The sequence below is a fragment of the uncultured Meiothermus sp. genome, from assembly GCF_937863175.1.
Lineage (GTDB): Bacteria > Deinococcota > Deinococci > Deinococcales > Thermaceae > Meiothermus.
This window is the reverse complement of the sequence record NZ_CALMCQ010000009.1, coordinates 1-11,128: the sequence shown is the minus strand read 5'-3', so window position 1 is coordinate 11,128 and position 11,128 is coordinate 1. Positions and strand designations below refer to the sequence as shown.

Below are 11,128 nucleotides of genomic sequence, written 5' to 3'. Positions count from 1 at the left end.
TCGCCAGCAAAACTGCCCAGCCCGAACCCGACCCCGACCCAGGCAACAACCAAGCCCAAGTCTCCATCAACGTGACCCCCCTGGGGGTCACGGTCTCGGGCCGGGTCTACCATGACCTCCAGCCCAACGGCCAGCCAGAAACCAGCGAGGACTGGGCCGGTGGAACCCCAGTGCGGGTGAACCTGGTGCAGGGCAGCACGGTGGTACAGACCCTGGCCGTGAATGCAGGAACCGGAGCCTACAGCTTTAGCAATGTGGTAGCGGGTAGCTACAACATCGTCATAACCAACTCCGTCGCTTCTACAACCCCCACTGAACCCTCTGGATGGATCTTCGTAACCACTGGCAGCCTAAGCGTAAGTGTTGCCGGCAGCAACATCGCCAACCAGGATTTCGGGCTGTTCAACGGTTCGCGAATTCGAGGAACGGTCTTCCATGACGACGGTCTGGGGGCTGGAACTGCCAACGACGCCTTACAAAACGGGGGTGAGCCCGGCATCCCCAGCATCCTGGTCACCGCCTCCGATGGAAATAGCAGCCGTTCCGCCAGCACCGATGTTAGCGGTCTGTATACCATGTTCATCCCGGCCAGTTTTGGTTCCAATCTCACCCTGAGCCAGCCGCAGCAGCCCGCGACCGGCAGCAACGTCGGTGGTGCGAACATTATCCTGGCCACCACCTACGCCTCGACCGACGCAGCCCGCCGCACCATCAGCAGCTTTACAGCCGGGCAACGCTATGAAGGCTACAACTTTGGCCTGGTCCGCGAAAGCCGCCTGCGGCCCGACCAGTCGGGCCAGTCGCCCAGTCCGGGAGCGCTCACCTATAGCCACTGGTACCGTCCGGGTACGTTGGGTCTGGTGAACCTTGCTATTAGCGGTGGGAACTATGCCTACTTGCTGCGTCGCGATGTGAATTGCGATGGTGATTTTGCCGATGCCGGCGAGGGCTTCCAGACCTTACCGCAAAGCTTTGTCGTGGATGCCGCCTGGCCGCGCGAGAGCGATGGCAGCCTGCGGGCTTGTGCTCTGGACGTCCAGGTGCTGGTTCCGGCAGGTCTGCCAGCGGGACGGGTGGATATTGCCGGGCTTCAAGCGGCCCTGCGGTGGGTCAACCACACCGCCCTCACCGATGCACGCCTGGTTTTCGTTACCACTACCGTTGCCACGGCGGGGGGCCTGCAGTTGCTCAAAGAAGTCCGCAACTTCAGCCGAGGAGGCACCTTCGCCGCTACCGCTTCTGGACAGCCCGGCGAGGTTCTCGAGTACCGGATCGCCTACCAGAACATCGGCAGCCAGCCCATCTTCAATGTGGTGCTCTCGGATCCGGTGCCCTTCTTCACCACCCTGGTGCAAAACGCCTATGGCAGTGGCGAGGTGGAGCTGGGCTGTCCAAACGGCAGCGCGGTGCGCCCCGATCTGGGCAGCGTGGGCAACATCACCCTCAACCTGGCTTCGCTCTGCACCCTCAACACCGCCCCCAGTCCCAGCGGCAGCGGTACGCTGCCTGCCCTGCTGCCCGCCCAGGGGGGATACTTCCTCTACCGGGTGCAGGTGAGGTAAAGCCCACCGAGGTGCGCGCCACCCGACTGTTTCGTAACTTCGATAGGCATTAAACCCCGCAAGGGGTCTTAAAATGCCTCTATGTCGCTGCGGGATCTACACGAGTCGCTGGGGGTAACCTGGCGCATCCAGGGGGTGCAGAAGATTCCCTGGAGCTATGGGGCGGTCGAGACCGAACTCGAGGCCCTCCAGTATGGCTCAGCCCTGCTCGATTTCAGCGAGTATGGTTTGGTTGAACTTCGGGGGCTGGATCGGCAGGATTTTTTGCACAACCAGTGCACCTCCGAAATCCGCCAGATGCCGGGAGGAACCTGGCTCGAGACGGTTTTTCTCAACAACCGGGGCCAGATCGAACACACCGGTCTGGTGCTCAACTTTGGCGAACCGCTCTGGATTAGCTCACCCACCGCCAGCAGGCTGGCCCACCGCTTCCGCAAGTACATTGTCTTTGATCAGGTGGAGGTTAATGAACTCGAGGGGTGGCTCACCTTGCGCCTGCAAGGTTCTAAGGCCGGGGAAGTCGCAGGGCGGCTGGGTCAGATTCCACCCAGGTGGGGCATCAGCAAAACCAGAGCCCTCATCATGACCAGAGATGAGTTTGGGCTCTGGCTGTTCGTAGCTGCCGATCAGGCCCATTTGTTTTCCAGGATGCTGCTGGAAAGTGGAGCAACCCTTGCTGGCCGTGAAGCCTGGCAGATCTGGCGGGTCGAGCGTGGCCAGGCCGACCTTCCCGAAGCCCTGGGCGAACTTCCCCAGGAAGTCGGTTGGGATGACCGGGTGAGCTACAAAAAAGGCTGCTACCTGGGGCAAGAAATTATGGCCCGGCTGGAAGCGCGGGGCAACCCCCGCTATCAGCTGATGGGCTTGCTGGGCCAGAAAGAGATCCCCACCGGGGCGGAGGTCTTCCGCGAGGGTAAGCGGGTCGGCAAGGTTGGCACCGCCGTGGAATCTCCCAAATTGGGGGCGGTTGCGCTGGCCCTGTTGCGCAAGGAACTGGCCCCCGGCGATCAGGTGCAGATCGAGGGGTGGTCGGCTACCGTGTCGGCCTTGCCGATGCAGTAGGTGTGGGCGGACAGGACAGAATTTGGCGGAGGCAGGGCCTGGAGAACAACGGCTCCCCTTCCCGGACTCCAGTCCGTATGATGTACTTGGCACTTGTTTTTTGACGCAATTCAAGTAATGTTGTAATCTATAGGAGCTTTTATGTTTTTAGCAGAAATAATTGGGGTAGGTGATGAACTCTTGTACGGCGAGACCGTAGATACCAACACGGCCGAGATCGCTGTCAGTCTTCAGCCCTACTCTGTGGATGTGCATCGGACGCTGCGGGTGGCTGACCATCTGGAAACACTCACTCAGGAGGTGCGCCAGGCCTGGAATACGGCCCGACTGGTGGTGCTTTCGGGTGGTCTTGGCCCCACGCCTGACGACATCACCCGGGAGGCCATCGCGGCGGCAATGGGCGAAGACCTGCAAACCGATCTAGCCGTGCTGGACTGGCTGGAGAAGCTGTTCGAGGCCAGGGGCTGGAAGATGCCCGAGGTCAACCGCAAACAGGCCCTGAAAATCCCTTCCGCACGCTGGATCGCCAACCCCAGAGGAACCGCGCCGGGCTGGTGGATTCACCAGGACGACAAGGATCTGGTCTGCCTGCCAGGGCCTCCCGGTGAGTGGCGACCCATGTGGGCCGAGGTGTTGCCCAGACTGAACCTGCCGGCCCAGCCCTACAAGCAGGTGGCCCTTAAGACCTTTGGCCTGGGGGAGTCGCGCATCGTGGAACTGCTGGGCGACCTGTTCAAGCGCAACGGACAGGCCGAGGTGGGCACCTACGCCAAGATGGACGGGGTAGTGGTGGTGGTGCGGGGCGAGCCGGGCCTGGTAGACCAGCTCTCCCAGCGCATCCGCCCGCTGCTGGGCGAGGCCCTGTGGGGCCAGGACAGCGATACCCTGCCGGTGCTGACCCTGCAAATACTCGAAGCCCAAAGGGCTACCCTGGCCACCATGGAGTCGGTGACGGGAGGGGTTTTGGGTGCGCTGATAACCGGGGTGGCGGGCGCATCCAGAAGCTACCTTGGAGGGCTGGTTCCCTACCATCTTTCCACCAAATCGTGGCTGGGCCTCTCGGAAGACCTGGTCACCCAGCACGGACTGGTTTCAGCGGCATTCGCCGAGGCGATGGCAGCTACCGCCCGCGCTGCGCTGAATTCAACTTATGCCCTCTCTACCACCGGCGTGGCCGGGCCAGAAGAGTTGGAAGGCCAGCCAGTGGGTACGCTCTACATCGGCCTGGCTGGCCCGAACAACACCAGCTCCAGGCACTACCGCTTGCCGGGGGCCAGCCGCGAAATGTTGCGTCAACGGGCCGCCCATGCGGCGTTGGCTTTCTTCGTATCTGAATTGCGGGGTGGCATGTGAAGGCCACACAACCTGCTCTTCGGGGTCGCAGGGGCACAGGGCCTTGCCTGGTGGTATGGGTAGTGGGGCGATCAGGGGCTTTTTTTGATCCCCGGCTCCGGCGGGCTACGACCCTCGGCCCAGGATATCCCTCGAGGGAGCCCTCATGAGACTCTTCTATGCCATTTTCCCTCCGCGCAGGGTGCAAGAAGCGCTCAGCGAGGCCCAGGAAAAAGTGCGGAGCTTCAAAGGCTGGAAGCCGGGTCTGGCCCACCAGCTGCACATTACCCTGCTCTTTTTGGGAGAACAGCCTTCCGATCGCCTGCAGGAGTTCCGTCGAACCGGACAAGAAGTGGCTGCCACCATTCCAGCTTTTGAGGTCGAGCTGGGTGGAACCGGATATTTCCCAGCCTCGGGCTCCCCCAGAGTCTGGTTTGTCAAGGTCACCGGGGAAGGTCTGGAACCCCTGGCCAGGGGTTTGCAGCAAGCGACAGATATAAAAACCAGGGAGCAATTTCATCCCCACCTGACCCTGGCCCGCAAAAAAGGCCCGGCCCCCCGAATCGGGCCGATGGTGATGAATCTTCGGTTCAAAGCCAACGCGGTATGCTTGGTGGAATCGGCGTTGGAGCGTTCGGGTTCGCAGTACAGGGTTATTGAAGTGTTTCCGCTGGGTTGAACGGGAGTGTATATGGATAAAGAGAAACAAAAAGCGTTGGAAGGGGCCTTAAAGTCCATCGAAAAGCAGTTTGGCAAAGGGGCTGTAATGCGCCTGGGCGAGGCGCCTCGTCAGAAGGTGGATGTGATTTCCACCGGAAGCCTGGGCCTGGACATAGCTCTAGGCATCGGCGGGATTCCCAAGGGGCGGATCATCGAGATTTATGGGCCGGAGTCGGGCGGCAAGACCACCCTGGCCCTCTCGATCGTGGCCCAGGCCCAACAGGCGGGTGGGGTGGCCGCTTTCGTGGATGCCGAGCATGCCCTCGACCCCACCTACGCCAAGAGCCTGGGGGTCAATACCGACGATCTGCTGGTCTCCCAGCCCGACACCGGCGAGCAGGCCCTCGAGATTGTCGAGCTTCTGACCCGCTCGGGGGCGGTGGACGCAATCGTGATTGACTCGGTGGCAGCCCTGGTGCCCCAGGCGGAGATCGAGGGACAGATGGGGGATGCCTTTGTAGGGATCCAGGCCCGCCTGATGAGCCAGGCCCTGCGTAAGCTGACCGCCGCCCTTTCCAAGAGCAACACCGCTGCGATCTTCATCAACCAGATCCGGGAGAAGGTGGGGGTCATGTACGGCAACCCCGAGACCACACCTGGGGGACGGGCCCTCAAGTTCTATGCCTCGGTACGGCTGGATGTGCGTAAACAGGGCCAGCCCATCAAGGTGGGCAACGACGCCGTGGGCAACCGGGTGCGGGTTAAGGTGACCAAGAACAAGCTGGCCCCCCCCTTCCGCGAGCACGAGATCGAGCTGTACTTTGGCAAGGGTATTGACCCCCTGGCCGACCTGGTGACGGTAGCGATTGCCACCGAGGTGGTAGACAAATCGGGCTCCTGGCTCTCCTACGGGGAGACCCGGCTGGGCCAGGGTAAGGAGAAGGCCGCCGACTTCCTCAAGGGCGAACCCCGCATGGCCCAGGAGATCCGGGAGAAAGTTTTGGCGCAAACTGGTAAGCTATCGGTATTGGCAACTCCCGAAGAGGACGAGGAGTCTTCTGCTGTGGTTGCCGAAGCTTGAACTGCTTGCAAGGCCTCCCACGTATGTCCTGGAGGATGAGCAGCCGCAGATCGCGCTGGAATTGTGCCCGCCCCTGGTTTGCAGAAACCTGATTCATCACAGAACCTTAATGCGGGCGCAACTTTGAAGGGGTTCTCCCAGTATGAAGGGCCAGGAAGCCATTGTTCTCGAAATCTGCCCGGTGTACTGTCACCGGGCCAAGGGGCAGCTTGGTGTAGAGCTTAATAGAAGCGGTCTACCTCTGGTCTGGTGTTTGACTTGGGCAAATCTGAGCAGGGATCTGCCTGAGAAAGTTAGAGGGCTTATTTAACAGCACCCCAAACACCAGCCAGACCTGAAACTGTGAGAACCTCCTTGCAACCTTGGAGGTACCGATGGTTTTTACTCCCCTGGATTTGATACTCACCCTGATCGTGATCGTGCTGACGGTGGTGGTGGTGGTGCTTTTGCAGCGCAGCAACCGCCTGGCCGAGGTGAACAAGAGCGACCTCGAGGCCGCCCGCAACGAGGCCCAGCAAACCCTGGATGCAGCCCGCCGTCAGGCCCAAACCGCCCTCGAGCAGGCCCAGGCCCAGGCCAGAACCCAGCTCGAGGCCGCTCGCAACGAGGCCCAGAGCCTGCGCCAGAGCGCGCAGGCCGAGGTGCAAAGCCTGCGCCAGAGTACCCAGTCCGAACTCGAGCGCTTCCGCCAACAGGGCGAGGAGCGCTTGCGCCAGCAGCTCCGAGAAGAACGGGAGCGCCTGCAGGCCAGCCTGCAAGCCGAACGTGAAGCCCTGGTCAGTGAGCGCAGTTCCATTCAGGTCGAGCGGGAGCGCCTGCAAGCCGATCTGCAAGCCAGCCGGGCCGAACGCGAGGAGATCAAACGTGAGACTGAACGGCTGGCCAGGCGCGGCGAGCAGCTTGATGCCCGCGCAGCCAAACTCGATGAGCAGGAAGAAAAGCTGGATGCCTACGAGAAAACCCTCGAGGCCCGCGAGGACGAACTCGTCAGTCGGGAGCGGCAAATTGACCTCAAGTTGCAGGAAGTAGCCGGGATGAGCCGGGAGGAAGCCCGAAGTTTACTGCTGGCAAGGCTGGATACTGAACTCGAGGACGAAAAAGCCCTGCGGGTCAAGGCCAGCCTGGAGCGGATCCGGCTCGAGGTCAAGCGCGAGGCGCAAAAGCTCCTGGCCCAGGCCGCCCAGCGCCAGGCCTCCGAGACTGCCGCCTCCCTGGCGGTCTCGGTGGTGCCGATTCCCTCCGATGCCATGAAGGGCCGGATCATCGGGCGTGAAGGCCGCAACATCCGCACCTTCGAGGCCCTCACCGGGGTAGATCTGATCATTGACGACACCCCCGAGGCGGTGCTGTTGTCTGGCTTCAACCCTATGCGCCGCGAAATTGCCAAGATGGCTCTAGAGCAACTCGTGCAGGACGGACGCATCCACCCCAGCCGGATCGAAGAAGTGGTCGAGAAGGCCAAAAACGAGATGAAGACCTTCATCTACGAGCGCGGCGAGGAGGCCGCCCTCGAGGCCGGAGTGGTGGGCCTCAAGCCTGGCCTGGTGCAGCTTCTGGGCCGTCTGCACTTCCGCAGTTCCTACGGACAGAACGTGCTCAAGCACTCGGTGCAGGTGGCCCACCTGACCGGCATCATGGCCTCGGAACTGGGCCTGGATGCGACCATGGGCCGTCGGGCTGGGCTGCTGCACGACCTGGGCAAGTCGGTAGACCGCGAAATCGAGGGCACCCACGTGGAAATTGGCATTACACTGGCTTCGCGTTTTGGCGAACCCAGGGAAGTGATAGACGCCATCGCCCACCATCACGACCCCGAAAACGGCGAGACCCTCTTCTCGGTGCTGTCCGCTGCCGCCGATGCCATCAGCGCGGCCAGGCCCGGCGCCCGGCGCGAGAGCCTGGAAGAATACATCCAGCGCTTAGAGCAGCTCGAGCGCATCGCCCTGAGTTTCCCCGGTGTGGACAATGCCTTCGCGGTGCAGGCCGGACGCGAGGTGCGCGTGATTGTCAAGCCCGACCGTATCAGCGACTCCAGGGCCACCCTGCTGGCCCGCGAGATCGCCGGGCGCATCGAGCGCGACATGAACTACCCTGGCCAGGTGCAGGTCACGGTGGTGCGCGAGAGCCGGGCAGTAGATTATGCCAAGTAGTCTTTTTCGCTGACCGCTGTGCTGCAGCCAAATATTGCCTGGCCGGTCAGGCTGAAGGCCCGTGCGCTCTTCTTCATGAGGTCTTGTCTGTCCCAGAACCAGAACAGACGCGCCCCTTGGGCGGTGTTGCCCTAGAAATCTGCGGTGGTTGCACTTTTCGCCCTCAAATCGTACGCTACAGCCGAACGAACAAGGTTCCGCAAACCTGTGGGGGTGATGTTTGTGGCGGTTCATTGGAACGAGCAGTATGAGGTAGGGGATACACGGGTAGACAGTCAGCACAAAAACCTGTTCGAGTATGTAAACCGGCTCGAGGGCATCATCGAGCGCGGAAAATCTGGTCAGAAGCTCGACTTAACCGAGCTTGAAAACCTGGTGGTGTTTCTCGACATGTACGTCAACACCCACTTTGCCTACGAAGAACTTTGCATGAATCTGCGAAAGTGCCCGGCGGCCCTGCAAAACAAGGATGCACACAACGGGTTCCTGGAGTTCTGGCAGAACTTTCAGCGTGAAAATGCCCTCAGCAATGTTAACCTGAGCACTTTGGAGCATCTGCTCGAGACCCTGACCACCTGGCTTACCAACCACATCTGCAAAATTGATGTTCAGCTTCGAGTTAAGACTTAGTTGAAGGGGCTCGAGAAAGGCCGGGATCCGGGAATCCATTTCCGCGTGCCCGAGCTTCTTGACAGTCTGTCCATTGCGCACTAGGGGCCGTGGCTCCTACCATGAGGCCATCTGGGGCCGTTTGGCCCGTACTCGAGTTACCCAGCAAATCAGGAGGTAGTACATGGCGATCAAGGAACCTGAAATCACCATCAAGCGCGTTTCGCACTGGATTGGCGGCAGGCGGGTCGAGGGCCGGTCGGGCAGAAGCGGCGTGGTCTGGAACCCCGCCACCGGACAGCAGCAGGCCACCGTAGACTTCGCCTCGATAGAGGAAATGGACACGGCAGTCACCATGGCCGGCGAAGCCTTCAAAAACTGGCGGCAGACCCCGCTCTCCCGCCGGGCCGAGATTCTGTTCAAGTTCCGCGACCTGGTGGATCAGAACCGCCGCAAGATCGCGGAGATGATCACCCTCGAGCACGGCAAGACCGTTCCCGATGCGCTGGGGGAGGTGGCGCGGGGTCTGGAGAACGTCGAGTTCGCCACCGGCATCCCCCACCTGCTCAAAGGCGGCTTCTCCGAACAGGCCAGCCGGGGGGTAGACGTCTACCAGATCCGCCAGCCCCTGGGCGTGGTGGCGGGCATCACCCCCTTCAACTTCCCCGCCATGGTGCCGCTGTGGATGTTCGCCAACGCCATCGCGTGCGGCAACGCTTTCATCCTGAAACCGTCGGAGAAAGACCCTTCGGTCTCGCTCTACCTGGCCGAACTTTTGCAGCAGGCCGGCCTTCCCGATGGGGTGTTCAACGTGGTGCACGGCGACAAGGTGGCGGTGGATCGGATCTTGGAGCACCCCGACATCAAGGCCGTGAGCTTCGTGGGCTCCACCCCCATCGCCAGGTACATCTACGAGACCGGCACCCGCCACGGCAAGCGGGTGCAGGCCCTGGGCGGGGCCAAAAACCACATGATCGTGCTACCCGACGCCGATATCGGCATGGCCGCCGACGCGGCGGTCTCGGCAGCCTACGGCTCGGCAGGCGAGCGCTGCATGGCGATTTCTCAGGTGGTTGCGGTGGGTGACCAGACCGCCGACGAGTTGATTGCTGCCATCCGCGAACGGATGCCCAGCATCAAGGTGGGGCCGGGGCTCGAGGAAGGCGTGGAGATGGGACCACTTATCACCCGTGAGCACCGCGACAAGGTAGCCTCCTACCTCGAGCACGCCCCCAACGAAGGGGCCACGGTGGTGGTGGATGGGCGGCACGACCCGATCACCCAGTCCGAGGGCTTCTTCCTGGGCACCAGCCTGCTGGACCACGTGAAGCCCGGCATGAAGTGCTACGACGACGAAATCTTTGGGCCGGTGCTGGGGGTAGCCCGCGTAAAGACCTACGACGAGGCCGTAAAGATGGTCAACCAGCACCCCTACGGCAACGGCACCGCCATCTTCACCCGCGACGGCGGCGCAGCCCGGCAGTTCCAGTTCGAGGTGGAGGCGGGCATGGTGGGCATCAACGTGCCCATCCCGGTGCCGGTGGCCTACTACAGCTTTGGGGGCTGGAAGGCCAGCCTTTTTGGCGACCTGCACATGTACGGCCCCGAAGGCGTGCAGTTCTATACCCGGGCCAAGATCGTGACCAGCCGCTGGCCCGACCCCAGCACCAGCAAGGTGGATTTAGGCTTCCCGCAAGTTCGATAGAGTGTGTCATGTGCATACCCTCCCCAAAGCCGGGGAGGGCTTTGTATTATCCGGCCAATGCCTTATGACCCCGAGCGCCACCACCGCCGTTCTATCCGACTGAAGGGCTATGACTATTCGCAGGCCGGGGCGTATTTTGTGACGATCAACGTCCATCAAAGGCGATGTCTTCTGGGCGAGGTGGTGGGCGGCAAGGTGCGCCTGAGTCCCGCTGGGGAAATGGTTTTGCGCGTGTGGGAGGCCGCTCCCAACCATTATCCCGGCGTGGATGTGGATGCCTTCGTGGTGATGCCAAACCACGTTCACGGAATTATCTTGTTGACGACCTCCGCTGGGGCGGCCCCCCGTGGCCGCCCTGACCCCCCCCAGGCTAACCAATTCGACCCCGACGACGACGACCCACCGTTGCCGCCGGGGAATAGTGGGCAGGCACTGGGGCCTGCCCCAACAACGGGGTTGCGGTTGGCTGATGTTGTGGGTCGCTTCAAATCCTTAACCACCCGGCGCTACATTGCCGGGGTCAGAACCCTGGGCTGGGTGCCGTTCGACCGGTATTTCTGGCAGCGCAACTACCACGAGCGCATCCTGCGCAACGAGAACGAGCTGAACGTCCGCCGCTGGTACATAGAAGAAAATCCTCTGCGCTGGGATAGCGACAAGGAAAAACTCAACAGGCTGTGACCAGGACTATCCCCTAAAAACCCGCTTCACCTTGTCCCAGAAGCCCTCCGGGGCGACCTCTTCGCCAACTTCCTGTGCGTACTGGCGCAGGAGGTCTCGAGCCTTCTTGGAGAGGTTGTGCGGCACTGCGATCTGGGTGACCACCTGCAGCTTGCCCCGGCTACGGCTACCGGGGTAGGGCAGGCCTTTGCCCTCGAGCTCGAACACTTCGCCATCGCGGGTGCCCGGCGGGACGCTGAACTCGAGGTCACCCTCCAGGCCCGGAATCTCGGTCTTGAGATCGGAA

At 61.8% G+C, this 11,128-nt stretch carries 9 protein-coding genes and 1 pseudogene; 9 read left to right on the top strand and 1 reads right to left on the bottom strand.

From position 1 onward, the window contains the following. The 9 genes and pseudogenes from Q0288_RS00300 to Q0288_RS00260 all read left to right on the top strand — a co-directional run. Positions 1 to 1,562 (top strand): annotated as a pseudogene (locus Q0288_RS00300) (hypothetical protein); the annotation flags it as partial. Positions 1,563 to 1,643: 81 nt separating this feature from the next. Beyond that, positions 1,644 to 2,624 (top strand): glycine cleavage T C-terminal barrel domain-containing protein, encoded by a 981-nt coding sequence (locus Q0288_RS00295; protein WP_299425411.1) that lies wholly within the window; start codon positions 1,644 to 1,646, stop codon positions 2,622 to 2,624. 141 nt (positions 2,625 to 2,765) lie between these two features. Further along, on the top strand, positions 2,766 to 3,977 hold the full coding sequence (locus Q0288_RS00290) for a CinA family nicotinamide mononucleotide deamidase-related protein (protein WP_299425409.1): 1,212 nt from the start codon (positions 2,766 to 2,768) through the stop codon (positions 3,975 to 3,977). 145 nt (positions 3,978 to 4,122) lie between these two features. Beyond that, entirely contained in the window at positions 4,123 to 4,635 is a 513-nt protein-coding gene (thpR, locus tag Q0288_RS00285) for an RNA 2',3'-cyclic phosphodiesterase (protein WP_299425406.1), read from the top strand. Between the two features lie 12 nt (positions 4,636 to 4,647). Then, the gene (gene recA / locus Q0288_RS00280; RefSeq protein ID WP_299425403.1) at positions 4,648 to 5,697 is read left to right on the top strand and encodes a recombinase RecA; all 1,050 of its coding nucleotides are present in this window, start codon (positions 4,648 to 4,650) and stop codon (positions 5,695 to 5,697) included. A 374-nt stretch (positions 5,698 to 6,071) separates the two neighbouring features. Beyond that, positions 6,072 to 7,847, top strand: a complete 1,776-nt coding sequence (gene rny / locus Q0288_RS00275; protein WP_299425400.1) for a ribonuclease Y — start codon at positions 6,072 to 6,074, stop codon at positions 7,845 to 7,847. A gap of 144 nt (positions 7,848 to 7,991) precedes the next feature. Further along, positions 7,992 to 8,477 (top strand): hemerythrin domain-containing protein, encoded by a 486-nt coding sequence (locus Q0288_RS00270; RefSeq protein ID WP_299425397.1) that lies wholly within the window; start codon positions 7,992 to 7,994, stop codon positions 8,475 to 8,477. Between the two features lie 163 nt (positions 8,478 to 8,640). Then, entirely contained in the window at positions 8,641 to 10,161 is a 1,521-nt protein-coding gene (locus tag Q0288_RS00265) for a CoA-acylating methylmalonate-semialdehyde dehydrogenase (protein ID WP_299425394.1), read from the top strand. Between the two features lie 57 nt (positions 10,162 to 10,218). Next, the gene (locus Q0288_RS00260) at positions 10,219 to 10,842 is read left to right on the top strand and encodes a transposase (RefSeq protein WP_299425392.1); all 624 of its coding nucleotides are present in this window, start codon (positions 10,219 to 10,221) and stop codon (positions 10,840 to 10,842) included. Between the two features lie 6 nt (positions 10,843 to 10,848). On the opposite strand, the gene Q0288_RS00255 is transcribed toward Q0288_RS00260, so the two are convergent. After that, the coding region (locus tag Q0288_RS00255; RefSeq protein ID WP_366914709.1) for a DnaJ C-terminal domain-containing protein at positions 10,849 to 11,128 on the bottom strand (280 nt) is incomplete at its 5' end.